The sequence below is a fragment of the Paenibacillus rhizosphaerae genome (assembly GCF_014192015.1).
In the GTDB taxonomy this organism is placed as follows: Bacteria; Bacillota; Bacilli; order Paenibacillales; family Paenibacillaceae; genus Paenibacillus_AQ; species Paenibacillus_AQ rhizosphaerae.
The window spans coordinates 138,432-158,082 of the sequence record NZ_JACHXJ010000002.1 but is presented as its reverse complement, the minus strand read 5'-3'; the positions used below and the strand labels follow the sequence as shown (position 1 = coordinate 158,082).

Below are 19,651 nucleotides of genomic sequence, written 5' to 3'. Positions count from 1 at the left end.
CAGAACTTTAGTTCAATCTATATACATAACCACATACATGATAAAGGAGATAAGGTACGATGGATCAAAAAACGAAGGATATGTTCCGCAAGCTGACAGAATTCCCCGCGGCTTCCGGATTTGAAAAAGACCTGCGCGCATATTTCAAGGAGACGGTTACCCCTTTCACGAACGAGTTCGTACAGGATCGTCTCGGCAGTCTGTTCGGCGTCCTCCGTGGAGATGAGAACGGCCCGAAGGTCATGGTGGCCGGCCATTTTGACGAGGTCGGTTTTCTGGTCACTGGCATCACCGAAGCCGGAATGGTGCGCTTTCAGCCGCTCGGCGGCTGGTGGAGCCAAGCCGTGCTCTCCCAGCGGCTGCAGATCATAACGCCGACCGGTCCGGTATTCGGGGTCGTCGGATCGACGCCAACCCACCTGCTGGATGAATCGCAGCGCAGCAAACCGGTGGACATCAAAGCCATGTACATTGACATCGGCGCGGATAACCGTGAGGAAGCCGAATCCTTCGGCATCCGTCCAGGGCTTCAGGTGCTGCCGGTCTGCGAATTCACGCCGCTGGCCAATCCGAAAAAAATTATGGCCAAAGCCTGGGACAACCGTTACGGGGTCGGTCTTGCGATCGAACTGCTGGAGGCACTACACCAGGAGAAGCTGCCGAATACGCTGTACTGCGGCGCGACGGTCCAGGAAGAGCTGGGACTTCGCGGCGCGCGTACGTCGGCCAATCTTATCCAGCCGGATATTTTCTTCGCACTGGATGCGAGCGCAGCCAATGATATGACCGGCGACAAGAGCGCCTTCGGCCATATCGGACAGGGAGCGCTGCTCCGCATTTTCGACCCGACGATGATCACCCACCGCGGACTCGTGGAATACGTGCAGGATACGGCGGATACCCATAACATTAAGTATCAGTATTTCGTATCTCCTGGCGGCACGGACGCCGGGCAGGTGCATTTGAGCGGAATCGGCGTGCCGTCCACCGTCATCGGTATTTGCGCCCGCTACATCCATACGTCTTCGTCGATCATCCATACCGACGATTACGATGCAGCCAAGGAGCTGCTGACCAAGCTGGTCAAAGGCCTCGACCGCACGACGCTGAACACCATTATCGAAAATGCCTGAACCACAGCTGACCCTCCGGCGGCGTAAGCTCACTGCTTGCTAAAAAGCATGCTTCCCCGTCCATAAGGTCCGACCTGATAATACGAAAAGCCTGCGCGCTCCAAATTCCAGGATTTGGGGTGCCGCAGGCTTTTTTATAGAGAAATGTTGTTATCCTTATAACCTGAATCCGTCCAGGCCGTTTGCAGCTGCCTGCCGTACAGCTTCTTCCAGCTTCCCGAGCATACCCTTCAGCCGCTCGTTCAGCCCCTCGTCAACAATCTCTCCGGCCCGAAGCTTCTGATTGAGAAAAGGAACCGTGAACGATCCTCCTTCCACCAGCTCAGCCGTCATCATCCTAAGCGTCATCAGCAGAGACTGATGCGCCTTCTCTCCACCGGTTTCCATCGGCGATCCGCTGACGACAGCGACGGGCTTGTAGACGAATTCTCCGGACGATACCAGCCAGTCGAGCGCGTTCTTCAGCACGCCGGGGACGCCATGGGCATATTCGGGGGTGCTGATGATCACGCCGTCCGCCTGACGGATCGTGTCCCGAAGCCGTGCCACCGGATGGGCCGGGTCATCTCCGTCCACATCCGGGTTAAAATGGGGCAAGTCTCCGATGCCTTCAAATATCGAAATCTCCATCGTTTCCGGCGCCAGCGGAAAGAGGGCGTGGAGCAAGCTCGTATTGGACGATTGTCTCCGGAGGCTTCCGGAAATCGCCGTAATCTTCATAGGACTTGGATTCAAGGGCATTCGTCCTTTCTCGGTCTGACGTTGACAGGCGACCGCGCTTGCCGCAGCCGTCTATGACTATTGTGGGCGCAATGGAAAATTTGGTCAATATTTAGTCAATATGTTGAAGCGTTTTGTCCAAGTTCACAAAAAAAATCATAAAATTCACAAATTTGCTCTTATGCAGGACTAAAAAGTGTGATAGAATTGAAAGCGCTAACACTTTATCATCTTCTAAAAGGGGGCTTTGGTAAGATGACTTCATCCGACAAGGTGCTGCAGGAATATCATCAGTTTGATCCGGTGACGGACGCGTTTTTCTTTAAGGTCGGCGGTCAGGGACAGGTTATTTTCCACGGCAGAAACTATATTATCAAGAAACGGTTAACGAGCCAGGAAATCTCCGCTTTGATCTCCCAGCCTAATTTTGTCCGAGCCGCATCCAACATCTATGTCAACGTGAATAAAATTACTTCCTTTGAAGGCAACGTCCTTCACTTCCGCGATGATTTTGCTTACCCCCGCACCATTTCCGTTTCCAAGCGCATTTTGGAGCAGATCAAGAAACGGATGTCCAGCCCGCTGACGGATATGACGCTGAAGAAATAACACCAACCAAAACCAAGGGGTCATCACAGAAAAAAAGCAGCAGCTGGCCGGGCTTCCCGGACACTGCCGCTTTTTTTTGAGATCAGAATGTATCTCCGAGGCCAAACATCCTATCTCTCCAAAAAATCTTCCACTAAACGCGGTCTGGCTTCTTGGAATGTACGTCGAATTGCCTGAGGTGTTGACGGTATGAGTCTACCCGCGGCGGCTTCCGGCAAAAGTCCGGATCACCTGCTCGGCCGACATCTCCAGCAGCTCTCCGGCACGGGCCATCGCTTCCTCCAGCGCCATTGGTCCGTTCACGATGCTGTGCACGCTGACGATTCCCGCCTCATACAGCGGCTCGATCCCCAGCCCTACCGATCCGGCCAGGGCGATGACCGGAACCCCGTGCTGCCGCGCTTCCTGGGCGACGCCCATCGGCGTTTTGCCCGATGCGGTCTGCGCATCCATCCGGCCTTCGCCGGTGATGACGAGGTCCACGCCTTCCAGGTACGTCCTGAACCCTGAATGCTCGATCACGAGATCGATACCGCGCCTCATCCCTGCTTTGAAAAAAGCGAGCAGCGCCGCTCCTACGCCGCCGGCCGCGCCCGCCCCAGGCAGGTCATGTACCCGCAGGCCCGTGGTCTCCAGGATACACTCCGCCCAGACGCGCATCCCCTGCTCCAGCATCGCGACCATCTCCGGCGTCGCGCCCTTCTGCGGGCCATACACATGGGACGCGCCGCTCGGGCCGAGCAGCGGGTTCTGCACGTCGGAAGCGATTACGAAGGTCGATTCGGCAAGCCGTGCATCCATTCCGCCCATGTCGATCGCCGCTACGCGCTGCAGTTCCAGGCCCCCGCGTCCGACCGGCTGCCCGGCCTCGTCCAGCAGCCGCACGCCCAGCGCCTGCAGGATGCCGGCGCCTCCGTCGTTCGTGGCGCTGCCGCCGATCGCCATAATAAATTGGCGGCAGCCCGCATCGAGCGCGCGGCGAATCACCTCGCCGGTCCCGTACGTCGTCGTGCGCAGCGGGTCCCGCTCCTCAGCGGCGAGCAGCTCAAGCCCGGACGCGCTGGCCAGCTCCACCACGCAGGTGGACCCTCCATGAATGAGGCCGTACTCGGCGTCGACCGGCCTTCCCAGCGGATCGGACACCTGCACTTTGGCCTTGGTGCCGCCAAAGCGGGTCAAGCTGTCCAGCGTCCCTTCCCCGCCGTCCGCCATGGGGACAAGCACCGTTTCCGCGCTTGGCAGGGCGCGTTTAACGCCCCTGTCGATGGCGGCCGCCGCGTCGGCGGCACGGATGCTGCCTTTGAACGAATCCGGAGCGATCACGATTTTCATTCAGTCCAACCCCTCCCTTTGTAATCTCCCCTTGCACTATGTCTATGCCTCCCATGCACGGATTCAGCCCGTACAATCAAAAGAGCCTCCATGCCCCTAACGGCATGACTCCGTTCTCAGCGGGAGTGCGGCACAACCGTGTTCACCGGCCGGCCTTCCAGGAATGCGGCGACGTTGCCCGCAGCAATGCGCATCAGCCGCTCCCGCGCTTCCACCGCCGCCCAAGCCATATGGGGGGTGATGATGCAGCGCGGAGCATGCACAAGCGGATGGTCTGCCGCGGGAGGCTCCGCTCCGAGCACGTCGAGTGCCGCGCCGGCAAGCCGGCCTTCGTTCAGCGCATCGGCCACATCCTGCTCCTGCAGCAGCCCGCCGCGGGCGGTATTGATCAGGAAGGCCGAAGGCTTCATCAGCGCCAGGCGTTCGCGGTTGATGAGCCCTTCGGTTTCCGCCGTCAGCGGACAATGCAGGCTCACCACGTCCGACTCGGCCAGCAGCTGCTCGAGCGGGACACGCCGGTCGGCGCCGTCTTCGTTCCCGCCTGCCTTCCCCGGTCTGCCCGATACCAGCACGCGCATGCCGAAAGCCTCCGCCAGCCGAGCGACCTGACGGCCGATCCGGCCATAGCCGACGATCCCTATCGTCTTTCCCCAGAGCTCGATTTGCGGCGACAGCGTATAGGAGAAGTCCACCGCCTTCGTCCAATCTCCCGAGCGTACGCTTTCTCCATGCCGCCCGATCTGGTGGCACAGCTCAAGCAGCAGCGCGAACACAAACTGCGCCACGGACTCGGTCCCGTATGCCGGCACATTCGTCACGGTAATCCCCCGCGCTTCCGCCGCTTCAATGTCCACCACATTGTAGCCGGTCGCGAGCACGCCGACATAGCGGAGGTGTTCTGCCGCCTCCAGCACCTCCCGCGTCAGCGGAGTTTTATTCGTCAGCACGATTTCGGCGTTTCCGATCCGCTCCGGAATCAGCCCGGGGGGAGTTCGGTCGTAGACCGTCACGGAACCGAGCTTGCTCAGCTCGTCCCAACTTAAATCCCCAGGGTTCAGCGTATGTCCGTCCAGTACGACGATGTTCATCATGTCAGCTCCTGTTCTTAAAAGTGTAATGGATTCCCGCATCTACAGCTTGCTGCAGGATGGTTACATCTACTATACCATTCGAGCAGGACCCGGTGAACAAGTTAGTCTCAACAAACAGCTCCGCACGGGGAGCTATGGTTCAAGATCTGGCTGCAGATCGTTTGCCGGAACCGCGGACATGCAGACTTGAAAAAAGCAGCCCCCGCGAAAGGAGGCTGCTAATTAGGCTTGCAACGATTAAGTAGGAGCGTTATTCGTCCGCGCCGATATTGACGCCTCCTCCTTGAGCACGGGGCTGCCCGTCGATATCGAGCGAACCGATGTCCGAATCCGTCAAGCCCTTATCCATAGCGGGGGACCCTGTCTTCAGATGTAAATCGCCAGCAGCGGGGTTCACAAGGAGCGGATCGGCGAATACGGAGTGCGCGTCATTCCCCGTCCCTTTTTTATAAGCGGCATACCCGGTGTATTCTTTGTTTTTCCAAGTCCAGGTGGCATCCGAACTTCCGCCTGGGGCGAAGTACAGATTGTAATCCACGACGTTGCCGGAATTTTTCGTGTATTCATTATAAATGAGCACATCGGTAGAACTGGCCACGAAAATGTTGTTACGGATGACATTGTTCTGGGTATCGTATTGCACGTAGAGCTGACCGCTTCCGTCGCCAAGGGTATCATTTTTGTACAGCGTATTGTTGACGATGCGGCAGCCTACCGTAGAGCCGCGCAGCGTATCGTATCCGCCCATGGCGATCCCCGTCAAACGGTTGCCGTATATGAAGTTGCTGCGGACCGTAATGTTGCTGGTCGCCTTGCCGGCATGTTCCGAGGCGATTTCCACCCCGATATCGTTGTTATAGCTGTAATTTCGCTCGATGATGCTGTCCTTGCCTCCATCCACATAAATGCCGTCCGCCGCATTACTGTTGTTCGGAAGCTTTTTCCCATACGAAGGATTGTTGTTGGACGTGATATTGTACACCTTGTTGCCGCTGATGATTCCGTTTCGTGCCTGGTCGTACGCGGAGTTCGGCGATTTTCCTTCGAATCCGATCACGTCGATGCCAATATTGTCGTTGTCGTGAATGATATTGTTCGTCACGGCAAAGGTATCCACATTTCCGTTAAGAACGAGCGTCTCGCTGGAACCCAGCACCAGATTGTACAGCTCGTTGCCGTCGATCGTCACGTCGTGAATGGATTCCGGTGCCTTGGTTCCGTACACGGCGATGCCGTGTGCATCTCGGCCGAGCAGGTCGCTGCCGGCAGGAGCTGATGTGTTTTTAATATCATGGATTTTGTTTTTGGACAGCGTAATGTTGCCGCCTGCGCCGTGAACATAAATCCCGACAGGCATGACGTTGTTTGCCGTCGTCGTAAAATTGCGGATTTCGAATCCCTGAATGGTTACGTAATTGACGTTGGCAAGGTCAACGATGCCTTCCGTACCGCTTACGGATAGTCCTGTTCCGTCAATAACTGGCGTTTCGCCGCTGTAATTAGCAAAAGTGATCGGCCCTTGATCTGCGGAGCCCGACTTCGTGATCTTCAGCTTTTGGTTATATACCCCGCCCCGGACATAGACCGTGCTCCCCGGTCCGGCCGTGTCCGCCGCATGCTGCAGCGTTTTCCACGGCGCGGCGCTCGTTCCCGCATTCGCATCGTTTCCGTTAACGGCCACATAATATTCGGCGCCTGCAGCCTCTGCGGTCTGCGACGCCGCATACCCGATTCCAAGCCCCAATACAGCCAGACTGATTCCTGCAATCAGTGTTTTACCGAACTTCACGAAATATCAACTCCCATGATTAAAATTTGTATTGAATTGAAAATGATCCGATTTTGACCTGCTATGTAATGTGCCGATCATCCCCTTTGCCGACGGCTCCGGAGCGAGACCCCCACCGCCGGAGTACTTATTGGAGCGGCCGTCCTTGCAGGGCCGTTACCGCCGCTGCCGTCGGCAGATGGCCCGTTCCCCCCACGCCCAGTGTGGACAGCGCGCCGCAGGCATTCGCGTATTCGAGCAGCTCCCTGCCGGTCAAGCCTTGGAGATAACCGCGAATCATCCCGGCATTGAAGCAATCTCCCGCCCCTGTCGTGTCCACTGGAGTGACCGGATAAGGAGACGCGGACACGACCGAGCCGTCAGGAGACCGGAGTGATGCTCCCTCTGAGCCTTGTTTGATCGCAACCAGACCTGGAGCGGCAACCAGTTGACCGAATACTCCTTTCACGCTCTCCTGCTCAAAAATATGCAGCGCCTCCTCCTCGCTGGGGATAAACAAATCCGTAACATCCAGCAGTGCGCGGATCCCGGCAGCATCCCACCGGCCACGGACATCCCATCCGGTATCAAAGGATGTGCTGACCCCTAAGTCTTGCGCCTTCCCGAACAGTTCTTTCCAATGCGGCCTCATGCCGTCCTGCAAATAATAGGAGCCAAAATGCAAATGATCCGCCTCCTGAATCAAAGCGTCAGGAATATAGTCAGGCTTCAGCAGCGGAATGCTCCCGGGATACGTAATCAAACCGCGGTCGGAAGGCGTCGAAAACGATAGGGTAACCCCCGTTTTGACCTCGGGCAGCACCGCTACATGACCGGTGTTTACGCCCAGCCGCTGCAGCTCACCCAGGCAGAAGCGGCCGAAGTCATCCGCTCCCACCACGCTGACGAACCGCACGTCCAGGCCAAGACTGGCCAGCGCGCTTGCGGTAATCGCCGAGGAGGAGCCGAGTACAACGTCAAATCCGTCAACCATTTTCTCCCGGTTCCATTCCGGGATCACGTCCGTTCCCGAAATAATGATATCCACGTTCAGCTCGCCGGCCACAACGACAATCGGTTTTTCCTTGTCCGCTCTCATCATTTCAACACCGGTATGAAGTCGCGCTCCGCTTCATACAGCTCCTCGAACATGTCGCTGATCTCATCCAGCGAACAGACGGCGGCGGACAGCGGATCGACCATCAGCGCATGGCGGGCCATTTCTTTGTCGTTATTCAGCACCGCGCCGACGGCCAGGTCAAAGAACGCCATGTTGGACCGGCACAGCGCGGCGAGATGCTCCGGAAGGCTGCCGAAACGGCATGGATTTACGCCATTACGGTCGACCATGCAGGCCACTTCGACTACCCCGTCCCTGGGAAGATTATGAATGAGCCCTTCATTCGGTACGTTTCCGTAAATCACCTTCGGCTCATTTTTCAGCATCGCTTCAATAATGATGGCCGCGTATTCGTTGCTTGGCGCAAGCTCGATCGGGAGGGAGCCTTCCAGCTGCTTGACGATTTTTTCATCGTTTTCCCGGCGCCAGATCGGCCAGTTATCCGCATAGTAACCTGTCGCGCCATTATACCCGGTGCTGCAGTGCTTGTCGATTAAGGACTGCCGTTTGCGGTAGTACGGAATGTATTCCGAGAAATGCCCGCTGGACTCCGAGACGAAAGCGCCCAGGTACTTCATGGCGTCAAAGCGCACAGGATCCTTTTTCAGCAGGTCGGGATTCTGGATCTTCTCCCGGAGCACAGGATACAGATCTTTCCCCTCATGGGTCAGCTCCACAAACCAGGACATATGGTTGATTCCTCCGGCCCTCCACTGCATGTCGTCGTATGGAACGCCGGCATATTTGGCCAACTGCCGGGACGTATTCTGGATGGAATGGCACAGGCCGACGACCGGAATGGAGGTCACCCGCGACGTCAGCAGGGTCACCGCCGACATCGGATTCGTATAGTTCAGAATGGTCGAATCCGGGCACAAATCCTCCACATCGCGGATGATGTCCATCCAGCTCGGAAGCGTACGCAGCGTTTTAAACAGTCCACCTGGCCCCAGTGTATCGCCAATGCATTGATTGACTCCGTATTTCAGGGGAATCTCGTACTCATAGCGGACGGTTTGCAGCCCGCCCACTTCGATTTGGTTGATGACGAACTGCGAGCCTCCGATGACCTCCCTGCGGTCGGTCGAAGCGATGACGTTCCAGCGCTTGCCGGACAGCTCAATGATTTTCCCGACCAGCTTGCGGGCGATCTCCAGCCGCTCCGCGTCGATGTCCACCAAAGCGATCGTCCCGTCCTCAATGCCTTCGATCAGCAAAATGTCTGTGGCGATGTCCTGCGTAAAAGCGCTGCCTGCGCCGATAATCGATATTTTAGTCATGCCAGTTTCTCCTCCTCATTTGTTTTTCTCTTTTTATTTCATGCCTGTCATCGTAAGTCCTTTAATAAACTGCTTCTGGAAAATCAGGAACACCACAATGACCGGCAGGGTGATGAGCACCGCCGCCGACATAACGACGTTATAGTTGACCATATGGGTTCCGTTAAAATAAACAAGGGCGAGCGGCACGGTCATTTTGCTCTCGTCGTTCAAAATAATGAGCGGCCATAAATAGTTGTTCCAGGCATTCATGAACGTAAAAATGCCAAGCGCCGACAGCATCGGCAGAATGAGAGGCGCAATGATTCGGACCATCAGCCGCAGCTCGCCCGCCCCGTCGATCCTTGCGGCATCGAGCAGATCCTGGGGAATATCCTCAATGAACTGCTTCGCCAGAAACACCCCGTAAGAGCTGACCAGATTGGGCAGGATAATCGCCAGCAAATGATTGACCAGCCCCAGCTTGGCCGTGATCAGATAGGTCGGAATCATGACCACCTGAAACGGAATCATCATCGTTGCCAAGATAAGAATAAACAGCAGCTTCTGCCCCTTGAATTGATGCTTGGCGAAAATATAACCCGCCAGGGCGCTCGTAAATAACGTCGCGGCCGTAATGACGATCGACGTCATCGCGCTGTTCAAAAACCACCTTCCGAACGGAGCGTCCTCAAGCACGGTCCGGTACCCCTCCAGGCTGGGATGCTGCGGCAGAAGCGCATGCGAGCCGGACACGATTTCCATGTTGCTTTTGAAAGAAGACAAAACCATCCACAGATACGGCAGCAGCATCAGGCATCCGGCTGCGATCAGCACGAGCATGACGATGCCGTCGAACCATCTATTCCTACGGTGCATCGAAAGACCCCCTTGTCAGTACTCCCACTCGGTGCGCCCCCACTTCAACTGCAGCAGGGTCACCAGTAAAATGATGATCAGAAATACGGTGGCCATCGCGGACGCATATCCCATGTTGGAATTGGAGAAAGCCTGCTCGTATATATGGAGGGCCAGCACCCGGGTTTCGTTAAACGGCTCACCCTTGGTCATGGTCTGGAACTGGGCGAAAGCCTGAAAATAGGAGACGACCGTCGTCACCGATACAAACAGCATCGTGCGCCGGAGCAGCGGCAGCGTCACATGCCAGAACGAATGCCAGCGGCTCGCCCCGTCCAGAATGGCCGCTTCATAATACATGTCCGGAATGGAATCCAAACCCGCGATAAAGAGCACGATGTTATATCCGATATCGGCCCAAAGCGTCATCAGGATCACCGAATACAGCGCATAATGAGGATCGCTCAGCCACTGGACGGGAGCCATGTGGAACTGGGTCAGCACGATATTAAACAGCCCGTGATTGTAATTGAACATCGTGCTCCATACGATAGCCGTTCCCGCCAGCGGCGCGATCGTTGGCAGAAAAAAGACGGTGCGCATCAGGTTCCGCAGCCAGCCCGTACGGATTCGCTGGATCGCGACGGCGAACATCAAGGTGATGAGGATGTTGACCGCAACGGCAATGACCACGAATTTGAACGTGACCCACAGCGATTTGATAAAAATGGAATCGCCCAGCATGCGGATATAATTGTCCGCTCCGACGAACAGCGCGCTTGCGCTGAGCGGATTATATTTAAATACCGACAGTCCCAAACTCCATCCAATAGGAATGAAAGCGAATACACCAAATAGCAGCAGAATCGGCGCCAGCGATAAATAGATGAACCAACGGCCTCTTCCTTTCTCCCCTCTGCGGTTCGGGATACCGGGGACGATCCCTGGACTGCTGCTTGCTGCAGCATCATGCTTCATGGAAACATCACTCCGATCATTTATGTTGATCCTGACTGTCGTTGATGGTTTTTTCGATCTGCTGCAGACCGCTTTCCACCGATTCCTGGCCCGTCGCCATCAATTGGAAATGATCATTGATCGTTTTAAAGAAAAAGTCCCGGTCGGCAATGGGCCCGATCCACTGACCCAGCTCCAAAATATCCAGCGGTGTTTTCATGTAAGGATTTGCTTTGACGTAGTCCGGGTTTTGCGCCACCGCTTTTTTGGCCGGAACCGTGAACGTGCCTTGGTTCCACTCGAGCAGATTATCGTCGGATGACATGAATTTGATAAAATCGACGGCCGCTTCCTGATGCTTGCCCTTCTTGGACGCTACGAGCCCCCAGCCAGATTCGGCCGCATAAGAAGGCGGATTTGCCGTAAAGGAAGGAACGGGCACATACTCAAAGTCTTTCACCTTGTATGTATTCAGCCCTGCAGCAATCGTCCATGGACCCCGGTAGGTCATCGCCGAGCTGCCTTGAAAGAAGTAGTCTGAGGTGTCAAGTTCACCGCCAAACGTGGTGAGGTCCGCCACTTTATCGGTGGCGATCAAAGAGGTTAAGGCGGTCATCGCCTTTTGTGCTTCAGGGGTTTGAAAGTTCACATGGTCGTTATCGCCCCAATACTTGCCGTTTTGCTGCAGAATCAAGGAAAGGAACGTGAAGGTGATATTGTCGCTGGAGACGAAATCGAATCCCTTCACCTTAATGCCGTTCGCGTCCTGCACCGTCAGCTTCTTGGCGTCTTCGACCAGTTCGTCCCATGTGCTCGGGGGGCTAGCGATGCCCTGATCCTTCAGCATTTGCGGGTGGATCAGCATTCCGCCGTTCTCGATGTTAAATTCGAGCGGCAGTCCGTACAGCTTGCCGTTCAACGTGTATCCTCCGAGTGGAGCTTCATAATACTCCTGCCGCAGCTGCTCGCCTCCCGGTATCTCCACAAGCGCCCCGTTTTTCGAATATTCCGGTACCCAGGTACCGAACATTTCTGCGATATCGGGCGGGTTTTTGGCGGAGAAGGATGCCTTGAGCTTCTGATTGTACACGTCGTAAGGGAAAGTCTGATAGGCGATTTCAATGTCGGGATGCAAAGATTGATACTTGGCGATCAACGCTTTATAGGCGTTCATAATGGCATCTTCCTGATGACTCCAAAACACAAGTTTGGTTTTGCCTGCTGAACCGGCAGTGGTGGCCGAAGCATCAGAACCGTCATTCTTTGCGCAACCAAACAGCAAAAACACCATGCAAATTAGAGCAAAAACAGAGAAAATCTTGAAATATCGCAATGACATAACCCCTTTCCCTTTACTTTTTTGCTTATATCACCTCAATCTCATGAAAATCATACCTCTGATGAAAAAGTTAGTCAATCAGTTTTTGCAATTATTTTGCAATAATTTTATTATAATTTGCAAAATATTATCACTGCTTTTCAGTTGACCTGTGATTTTATTTTACTTAACATATAGAGTAAGCAATCCAAACGACAGGTTTTGCAGAATCCTCATCTGACATTAAAGGCAGGTCATGACATGCCCACATTAAAAGATATTGCCGAACGCGTCGGCGTCTCCATCTCGACCGTTTCCCGCGTACTGGCCGACGATTCGAACCGCTCCTCAAGCAGCGGGACCAAGAGGAAGATCTGGGACGCGGCGCAGGAGCTCGGATACATGGCAAAGATGCCGCCTCAGGACCAAGCCGCGGTCAAGAAAATCGGATGCGTCGTATCCACCATGCAGGGGCGGCGCTACCATCCCTATTTTTCGGTCATTTTTGAGGGAATTGAGAAGGAATTGGCCCGTCACGGATACCAGATCGCTTTTACCTACACGCAAGAAGATTTGCAAAAAAATGAAATCTTGCAGCAAATCTCCGGCAAAGATTCCATCGACGGTTTAATCGTTATCGAGGGCATTGAGCCCAAATTATACAGCTATCTTAAAAAACACGTTCCGCATGTCGTGGGAATCGACGTTTCCGATCCGAGTATCCCGACCATTTCGTATGACCGCGTTGAAGCGGCGTCAATCGCCGTCAGGCATTTGACCGGACAGGGCCACCGCGAGATTATGTTTATCGGAGGCACGGGCTTGTCCGGTCAATTCGACCGTGAGAAAAGGTACCGGGGGTACAAGCAGGCTCTGGAGCAGGCCGGCTTGTCGGTTCAGCCGGAGTATGTGCTGAATGCCGAATGGGAGCCCGACCGGGCCTACCGCCTCATGCTGACCTTTTTGGAGGAGCATCAGGGCAAGCTGCCGACAGCGGTCTTCGCGGCCAGTGACATCATGGCGATGGCCGCCATGCGGGCCATTTCCGAGAAAGGCTACCGCATGCCACAGGACTTCGCCGTCGTCGGCTTTGACGACAACGAACCGTCACGATATACCGTTCCTCCGCTCTCCACCATTCATATTCCGACGTTTGAAATCGGCGTTATGGCCGCGCGAACGATTCTGCAGATCACCGGAGATCCCTTCCCGCTCCCGGTCAAAATCGTGCTGCCGTTTGAACCGATCTTCCGCCAGTCCAGCATCTGGCAGGTGTAGCCGCAGCGCAAAAGGCCCCTCTTTCCGCTCTGAAGAATGAACTTCAGGCGGCAAGAGAGGCCTCTTTTATTTAATGGCTTGAGGAAAGATCGTATATCTTCATGAATTAATTTCTGGTCACTTCCTAATGTCATCAAATACTCAGAATTTTGTAGACACTCTATCATGTATATAACGTGCACTTTCTTTATACAAAGATTCGTCTAACTCTCCGTACAAGATCCTTATTGGTTGATTCATTCTATCTAACTCTTTCATGGTCTTGTCAATATCATCGTTACAGTAAAAAGTGAAGCATCGCTGTTTCCTGCGCCGCAGGCTATTGCTTGGATTTATAAAATTCATGGTACAGCTTCATCAGGGCGCGCTTCTCGATCCGGGACACGTAGGATCTGGAGATTCCCAGCTCCCTGGCGATTTCGCGCTGCGTCCGTTCTTCCCCGCCGTGCTCCAGGCCGAAGCGCCCTTTGATGACCTCCTGCTCGCGTTCGTCGAGAATGTCCAGGTTCCGGTAGATTTTGCTCTTTTCAATCTTGAGCTGGACCATATCGGCCACGTCGTCCGCCTCACTGCCCAAAATATCAATTAACGTGATTTCATTTCCCTCTTTGTCTGTTCCGATCGGATCGTGCAGGGAAACGTCCTTCCTCGTTTTCTTCAAGGAACGCAAATGCATCAGGATTTCATTTTCGATGCAGCGGGCCGCGAACGTGGCCAGCTTCGTGCCTTTATTCGCCTGAAAGCTCTCAATGGCTTTGATGAGCCCGATGGTACCGATCGAGATCAGATCCTCCAGATCTTCGCCGGTATTATCGAATTTTTTCACAATATGCGCGACCAGCCGCAGGTTATGCTCGATCAGCATATTGCGGGCGTGGGCGTCTCCTTCCGCCATCAATTGAAGGTACTTACTTTCCTCTTTCTCTGTCAGCGGCTGCGGAAAGGCGTTGTTTTTGACGTACGATACCAGCAGCGTTAATTCTTTGATGAAAAGGGCGATAAAGCTGAAAAGTCCGGGCAAAGATGACACCTCCTGCTGAATGACTGGGTCACCGCGAAAACCATGGCTGCTGCTTCCTGCTGTTGGGCTGCGGTCTGTTCATTCTATGTGGGCGGAGGCCCATCTGTGCCTGTACGTAGAAAAGAAAATCCAGCCGCGTTAGGCCTGCCTTGCTTCCGAGGATGCTTCCCCGGCGGCATCTTCGGCGGCTTCGCGCAGCTTATCGAAGGTGAACCGCTCTACAAAACGGCGGTAGGACTCTTTCCTTTTTCCATGCTCCTGAAACTGGGCAATGAGCCGAGTGACGGCCGGAATCAGCTGTTCCGCCTGAAGCCCCGTCAAGAGCTGCTTGGCCAGTCCGGCCTTGATCCCTTTCGGCTCACCTCCGACATAGAGATCATAGCTGTCTTTCATCTTGACAACGGCGATATCCTTCAGCAGCGGTTCGCTGGTTCCGAGTGCGCAGCCGGCGTATCCGATCCTCAGCGGACTCGGTACCGGTAAACCCGCGATCGCCACATCCAAAGCCCTCGCCACGTCCAAACCGGCATCTTCCGCTCCGCGGCAAAATTGGCAGGCGATCAGGCTCTTGGTCACAAAACCCGGGGGGTGAATTTGAAGCCCGGCGGCCTTGAGTTCCTCCTGAACCTCGTCCAGACGTTCTTCTTCTGCCGTCACGTACAGCTGCTTAAAGCCGGTCATTTCCACTTCGACGACTCTGTCGGCTATGCCGCCGATCGCTGCAAGCTGTTTCGGGGAGAACACGGTTCCCCCGACCCCGAAGCCGGGGGTGACCGCAAATTTACGCTGACCCAACTTTCCTCACTCCTTATCGCTTCGAAATATACCTGGTGACTGCCCTCTGCAGATTACGGCACGTTCACGACGAAGGGAACGGTAATGACGCGCCCGTCGCGCTGGAACTGTCCCCATACTTTATAAATGCCGGCGTGCGGAAAGGTCGTCATAAACTCGGCCTTTGGCCCGGAGCCTTTTTCATCCATCGGATGAACGTGCAGGTACTGCTCCGCATCCTCCGACAAAATGACCACGTGTCCGACCGCGCCCAGGTACGGCTGCAGGTCGGTAACCGGCATTCCGGTCTTGGCATCCTCGATCACGTACGTGAGCATCAGCTCCTGCCCTGCCGCAAGTCGGTCAAAAGCCAGGGTCACCTGCAGTCCGTCCACCGTCTTGGCCAACTCCCCGTCCGGCGTCACGGGAGTAGCCGGCAGCGGTGCGCCCTTAACCTGAAGCCACGCCGATTTATTCATCGCGCCTCCGCCTTCCGGAACAAAGTCGGCGATCAGCTTGTAATCTCCGCCTGCGGGGAAGCGGTTGTTAACTTCAAATACGCCGCCTCCCTGGTACTCCGGATGAATATGGTGAAAGTAAGACAGATCTTTGCTGACGATAATGAGATGCTCTTTTTGCTCATGCGTCGTTTCGAAGGATTCCATCGCCTTTCCGTCATGCATAAATGCCATCCGGATCTTCGTATCGGCGCCGGACTCCGGCGCTTGGCCATCTGCGTACGTCCAGCTTACGTTCACGTCCTTTTCCTGAAGTCCTCCGGTTTGGCCGCCGCCGTGCTCATGCGCGGTACCCTCTGTGCCGTTCGTCTTTGCCGGCCCATGGGCCGATTGATGATCATGCGACATGTTCATTTGTTCTCCATCTCCTTTTATGGCATTTGTTTCGGACTCGCAGGCTGTCAGCACCGCGAGTCCGAGCAGTGCGGCGAGTCCCAATGAACGTTTCATGCGGCCTGCTCTCCTTTCGGGTTCGTCTGCAGTTTCATCCGCTGCAGTCTGAGTGCGTTCAGGACGACCGAGACCGAGCTGAGCGCCATCGCGGCCCCGGCAATCCAAGGAGCGAGCAGCCCAAGGGCAGCGACCGGAATGCCCAGCGTGTTGTAGCCGAGCGCCCAGAACAGGTTTTGGCGGATATTGCGCATCGTTTTCCGACTCATTTCGATGGAATCGGCAATGCTGTTCAAATCGCCGCGCATCAGCGTCACGTCCGCCGCTTCCATGGCGACGTCCGTCCCCGTTCCGATGGCCATGCCGATGTCGGCTTGCGCCAAGGCCGGTGCATCGTTGATGCCGTCGCCGACCATCGCCACTTTTTTGCCAAGCGACTGCAGCTTTTTGACTTCGGCGGCTTTCCCTTCGGGCAGAACCTCCGCAAGCACCTCGTCAATGCCGGCCTGCCGGGCGATCGCTTGAGCCGTACGTTCATTGTCCCCGGTGATCATAACCACTTGAATGCCTAAGCCTTTTAACCGGCCGACCGCCGCCTTGGAGCTTTCCTTGATCGTATCCGCTACGGCGATCAGTCCCGCGTACCGTCCGTCTACTGCGACAAGCATCGCCGTTTTGCCCTCTTCCTCCAACTTCGTCATGCTGCTCTCCGCATTCCGGGCAAGGATGCCATGCTTCTCCATCAGCTTGCGGGTTCCGGCGAGCACCTCACGTCCGTCCACGACGGCCCGGATGCCGTAACCCGGGATGGCTTCAAACTCCCCGGCTTCGCTAAGGGCAAGGCCGCGGGCCTTGATCCCATCTACGATGGCCTCAGCGAGCGGATGTTCCGACGGCTTCTCCGCCGAACCGGCCAGACGCAGAAACTCGGGCTCATCCATCGATGCGGTCAGCACATCGGTCAGCTCCGGCTTCCCTTTCGTGACCGTGCCCGTTTTGTCCAGGATGACCGTGTTGATTCGATGCGTCGACTCCAGATACTCGCCGCCTTTGAACAGGACGCCCAGTTCGGCAGCGCGGCCTGAACCGGCCATGATCGACGTCGGTGTAGCGAGACCGAGGGCGCATGGGCAGGCGATGACCAGAACCGCGATCGCCTTCTCCAGTGCACTGGCAAAGTCGTACGGGGTCACCCAGAAGTACCAGACGACGAAAGTCAGGAGGGCAATGCCGACCACGATCGGGACGAAGATGCCGGAAATGACGTCGGCCACCCGCTGGATCGGCGCCTTCGAGCCCTGCGCTTCCTCAACTACTTTGATAATTTGCGCGAGGGCCGTTTCCCGGCCGACCTTCGTCGCTTGAATTTTCAGCCTTCCGTTTTTGTTGACGGTCGCGCCGAAAACGGAATCCCCGGCCTTTTTCTCAACCGGGATGCTCTCGCCGGTCAGCATCGATTCGTTAACGGCCGACGCCCCTTCGAGCACGAGTCCGTCCACCGGGATTTTTTCGCCCGGCTTCACGAGGACGATGTCCCCAGTCAGAACCTCTTCGACCGGAATGGTGAGCTCTTCACCGTTTCGGATGACGACGGCATTCTTCGCCTGCAGCCCCATCAGCGTTTTGATCGCTTCGGATGTCCGCCCTTTTGCGAGCAGCTCGAACAGCTTACCCATAATGACCAGCGTGATCAGCACGGCGCTTGTTTCATAATACATTTCCGGACCGTGATGAATGCTTCCGCCTCCGGCAGCCCACTCGATCGTTAAATAGAGGCTGTAAAAGTAGGCGGCCGATGTTCCCAAGCTGACCAGAACGTCCATATTGGCGCTTTTGTTGCGGAGGGCGTTGAACGCCCCCTTATAGAACTGCCTACCAATATAAAACTGTACCGGGGTGGCGAGCGCGAGCTGGAACCACGGGTTCATGAACAGCTCCGGCATCCAGATCCAGGACAGAAATGAGAAGTGGCTGACCATGGACCACAGCAGCGGCAGGGACAAGAGCGCGGAGATCAGCAGCTTGCGCTTCTGCTGCGTAATCACCCGGCTGCGCTGCTCCGTAGGATCGGCGGTCTGCTCCCGCTTGGGAGCCGCCTTGTATCCCAGCTTGTCGATCCGGTTCTCCATGTCGGCCGCGGTGACTTCCAGCGGGTTAAATTCCACTCTGGCCGTCTCCATCGCAAAATTGACATTGGCGCTCTTTACGCCAGGCATCTTGTTCAGCGTTTTTTCAATTTTGACCGCGCAGGCCGCGCAGTACATCCCGGTAATATCCAGATCGACCACTTCTTTGGCCGTATCGTACCCCAGCTTTTTGACGGCTTCCTCCATATGATCCGTGCTGGTCCGTTCCGGATCATAGGTAACCGTGGCGCGCTCCATCGCAAAGTTCACATTGGCCTCAGACACGCCATCCAGCTTTTTCAGCCCCTTCTCAATCCGGTTGGCACATGCGGCACAAGTCATGCCTGTGATCTGCAAAGACGCTTGTTCCTGCTGCCTCAGCTGCTCCTGCTCCCTAGTGTAAGTTTCCATTGCAACGACACCCCGTTTCCTTTATTCGTTAGGCGACCTCATAGCCTTGATCTTCAATTGCTTCCTTAATCGATTGAAGCGACAGCTTCACGCTGTCATACGCAACCGTGACTGTTCCATCTGCCAGGTTGACCTTGGCGTCTGCACCCAGCGCCTTCATCGCGCCTTCGATAGAATTGACGCAGTGCATGCAGGACATGCCGTTGACTTGTAATGTAACTTGGTTCATATATCATCTCTCCTCGGATCGTTATTGTTGGAAGATGGCATTTGGCATGAGACCGAATTATTGATCACCATCTCCTTGTCATGTAGTATACCCCCCTACCCTATATTAAGTCAACCATTATTTTACTATACCCCCCTAATCTATATTTCCGCCCATAAAAAAAACGTCTATCGACGTACCTTCAAAGATGACAGACCGCGTTTAAAGGTTACTTTTCTTGCAATATCAGGAAGCTATGGCTCTGGAGTTTATGCTTTCTGATATTATAAAAAAAAGGATTCTTCCGAATCCTTGGGTTCTGAGCCGTATTCGATTATTTCATTAATTTATGAATCGTTACGAGCAGTTCATCGATCACTTCATTCTCCCCGTCCTGAATGCGTTCGATCAGGCAGCTCTTCATATGATGCTCGAGCAGAAGCTTACTGACCCCGTTCAAGGCGGATTGGACCGAAGAAATCTGGTTCAGTACGTCGTCGCAGTACGTATCCTTTTCGATTAAGCCTTTAATGCCGCGGATCTGCCCCTCAATCCGGTTCAAGCGGCTGATCAGGTTGTTTTTCGTTTTGGGGGAATGGTGGCTCTTCCGTTCGCCTGTTCCGCAAGACTCGTGCTTGACGGATTCTTCCATGGTCTCTTCCACACGCATCCATCCTTTCTTACTGGCTATCTCTATTGTACCATCCGTTCCCCCGATTGATGAGTCCGGATCGTGCATCCGGTGTCCGGCTTCGCAAAA

At 55.2% G+C, this 19,651-nt stretch carries 18 protein-coding genes; 3 read left to right on the top strand and 15 right to left on the bottom strand.

The features are described from left to right. Positions 1-59 precede the first annotated feature (59 nt). A complete protein-coding gene (locus FHS19_RS09165; RefSeq protein WP_183581622.1) occupies positions 60-1,133 on the top strand; it encodes a M42 family metallopeptidase in 1,074 nt (357 codons plus the stop codon). A gap of 156 nt (positions 1,134-1,289) precedes the next feature. Here the strand turns inward: FHS19_RS09165 and FHS19_RS09160 are convergent, their stop codons facing one another. Further along, complete coding sequence (locus FHS19_RS09160; RefSeq protein ID WP_204797520.1) at positions 1,290-1,874, bottom strand: NADPH-dependent FMN reductase; 585 nt, start codon at positions 1,872-1,874, stop codon at positions 1,290-1,292. Positions 1,875-2,108: 234 nt separating this feature from the next. Here FHS19_RS09160 and FHS19_RS09155 point away from each other — a divergent pair, with 234 nt between their 5' ends. Then, positions 2,109-2,462 carry a LytTR family transcriptional regulator DNA-binding domain-containing protein gene (locus FHS19_RS09155; RefSeq protein WP_183581621.1) on the top strand — a complete coding sequence of 118 codons (354 nt, stop codon included), beginning with the start codon at positions 2,109-2,111 and terminating at the stop codon, positions 2,460-2,462. A 195-nt stretch (positions 2,463-2,657) separates the two neighbouring features. On the opposite strand, the gene FHS19_RS09150 is transcribed toward FHS19_RS09155, so the two are convergent. The 8 genes from FHS19_RS09150 to FHS19_RS09115 all read right to left on the bottom strand — a co-directional run bounded on the left by FHS19_RS09150 (position 2,658) and on the right by FHS19_RS09115 (position 12,021). Then, positions 2,658-3,794, bottom strand: a complete 1,137-nt coding sequence (locus FHS19_RS09150) for a glycerate kinase (protein WP_183581620.1) — start codon at positions 3,792-3,794, stop codon at positions 2,658-2,660. A gap of 116 nt (positions 3,795-3,910) precedes the next feature. Continuing rightward, positions 3,911-4,882, bottom strand: coding sequence for a D-2-hydroxyacid dehydrogenase (locus tag FHS19_RS09145; protein WP_183582859.1), 972 nt, complete (start codon positions 4,880-4,882; stop codon positions 3,911-3,913). Between the two features lie 253 nt (positions 4,883-5,135). Further along, positions 5,136-6,674, bottom strand: a complete 1,539-nt coding sequence (locus FHS19_RS09140) for a right-handed parallel beta-helix repeat-containing protein (protein WP_183581619.1) — start codon at positions 6,672-6,674, stop codon at positions 5,136-5,138. Positions 6,675-6,801: 127 nt separating this feature from the next. Beyond that, the gene (locus FHS19_RS09135) at positions 6,802-7,755 is read right to left on the bottom strand and encodes a carbohydrate kinase family protein (RefSeq protein WP_183581618.1); all 954 of its coding nucleotides are present in this window, start codon (positions 7,753-7,755) and stop codon (positions 6,802-6,804) included. Then, positions 7,752-9,053 (bottom strand): alpha-galactosidase, encoded by a 1,302-nt coding sequence (gene melA, locus FHS19_RS09130; protein WP_183581617.1) that lies wholly within the window; start codon positions 9,051-9,053, stop codon positions 7,752-7,754. The genes FHS19_RS09135 and melA overlap by 4 nt, the downstream gene beginning before the upstream one ends. 33 nt (positions 9,054-9,086) lie before the next feature. After that, on the bottom strand, positions 9,087-9,911 hold the full coding sequence (locus tag FHS19_RS09125) for a carbohydrate ABC transporter permease (RefSeq protein WP_183581616.1): 825 nt from the start codon (positions 9,909-9,911) through the stop codon (positions 9,087-9,089). Positions 9,912-9,926: 15 nt separating this feature from the next. Further along, positions 9,927-10,868 (bottom strand): carbohydrate ABC transporter permease, encoded by a 942-nt coding sequence (locus FHS19_RS09120; RefSeq protein ID WP_183581615.1) that lies wholly within the window; start codon positions 10,866-10,868, stop codon positions 9,927-9,929. Between the two features lie 16 nt (positions 10,869-10,884). Further along, on the bottom strand, positions 10,885-12,021 hold the full coding sequence (locus FHS19_RS09115; RefSeq protein WP_183581614.1) for an ABC transporter substrate-binding protein: 1,137 nt from the start codon (positions 12,019-12,021) through the stop codon (positions 10,885-10,887). Positions 12,022-12,426: 405 nt separating this feature from the next. On the opposite strand from FHS19_RS09115, the gene FHS19_RS09110 reads away from it, so the two are divergent. Continuing rightward, complete coding sequence (locus tag FHS19_RS09110; RefSeq protein WP_183581613.1) at positions 12,427-13,443, top strand: LacI family DNA-binding transcriptional regulator; 1,017 nt, start codon at positions 12,427-12,429, stop codon at positions 13,441-13,443. Positions 13,444-13,762: 319 nt separating this feature from the next. On the opposite strand, the gene sigK is transcribed toward FHS19_RS09110, so the two are convergent. From sigK to FHS19_RS09080, 6 genes are all read right to left on the bottom strand, one after another. Beyond that, positions 13,763-14,464: an RNA polymerase sporulation sigma factor SigK gene (sigK, locus tag FHS19_RS09105; RefSeq protein WP_076169711.1), complete on the bottom strand. Its 702-nt coding sequence runs from the start codon at positions 14,462-14,464 to the stop codon at positions 13,763-13,765. A 138-nt stretch (positions 14,465-14,602) separates the two neighbouring features. Then, a complete protein-coding gene (locus FHS19_RS09100) occupies positions 14,603-15,259 on the bottom strand; it encodes an NAD(P)/FAD-dependent oxidoreductase (RefSeq protein ID WP_183581612.1) in 657 nt (218 codons plus the stop codon). 53 nt (positions 15,260-15,312) lie between these two features. After that, entirely contained in the window at positions 15,313-16,206 is an 894-nt protein-coding gene (locus FHS19_RS09095) for a DUF8832 domain-containing protein (protein WP_183581611.1), read from the bottom strand. After that, positions 16,203-18,683 (bottom strand): heavy metal translocating P-type ATPase, encoded by a 2,481-nt coding sequence (locus tag FHS19_RS09090; RefSeq protein ID WP_183581610.1) that lies wholly within the window; start codon positions 18,681-18,683, stop codon positions 16,203-16,205. Before FHS19_RS09090 ends, FHS19_RS09095 begins: the two co-directional genes overlap by 4 nt. 28 nt (positions 18,684-18,711) lie before the next feature. Then, complete coding sequence (locus FHS19_RS09085; RefSeq protein WP_183581609.1) at positions 18,712-18,912, bottom strand: cation transporter; 201 nt, start codon at positions 18,910-18,912, stop codon at positions 18,712-18,714. Positions 18,913-19,225: 313 nt separating this feature from the next. Next, on the bottom strand, positions 19,226-19,543 hold the full coding sequence (locus FHS19_RS09080) for a metal-sensitive transcriptional regulator (RefSeq protein WP_376771893.1): 318 nt from the start codon (positions 19,541-19,543) through the stop codon (positions 19,226-19,228). Positions 19,544-19,651 lie beyond the last annotated feature (108 nt).